This is a genomic window from Alkalihalobacillus sp. TS-13 (assembly GCF_019720915.1).
GTDB lineage: Bacteria > Bacillota > Bacilli > Bacillales > Fictibacillaceae > Pseudalkalibacillus.
In genome coordinates, this window is record NZ_JAHKSI010000041.1 from 1 (window position 1) to 255 (window position 255).

Annotated in this window: 1 rRNA gene; it reads right to left on the minus strand. The window is 51.8% G+C overall.

What is annotated here, in order from left to right:
• Positions 1-255: ribosomal RNA gene (locus KOL94_RS25010) — 23S ribosomal RNA — on the minus strand; the annotation flags it as partial.

A 255-nucleotide genomic window follows, 5' to 3' on the forward strand; every position in this document is an offset into this window, starting at 1 on the left:
ACGAGCCTTCCTCAGGAAACCTTGGGCTTTCGATGGAGAAGATTCTCACTTCTCTTTTCGCTACTCATACCGGCATTCTCACTTCAAAGCGCTCCACGAGTCCTTCCGGTCTCGCTTCTCAGCCCTTCGAACGCTCCCCTACCACTGTACCGTAAGGTACAATCCATAGCTTCGGTGATACGTTTAGCCCCGGTACATTTTCGGCGCAGAGTCACTCGACCAGTGAGCTATTACGCACTCTTTAAATGGTGGCTG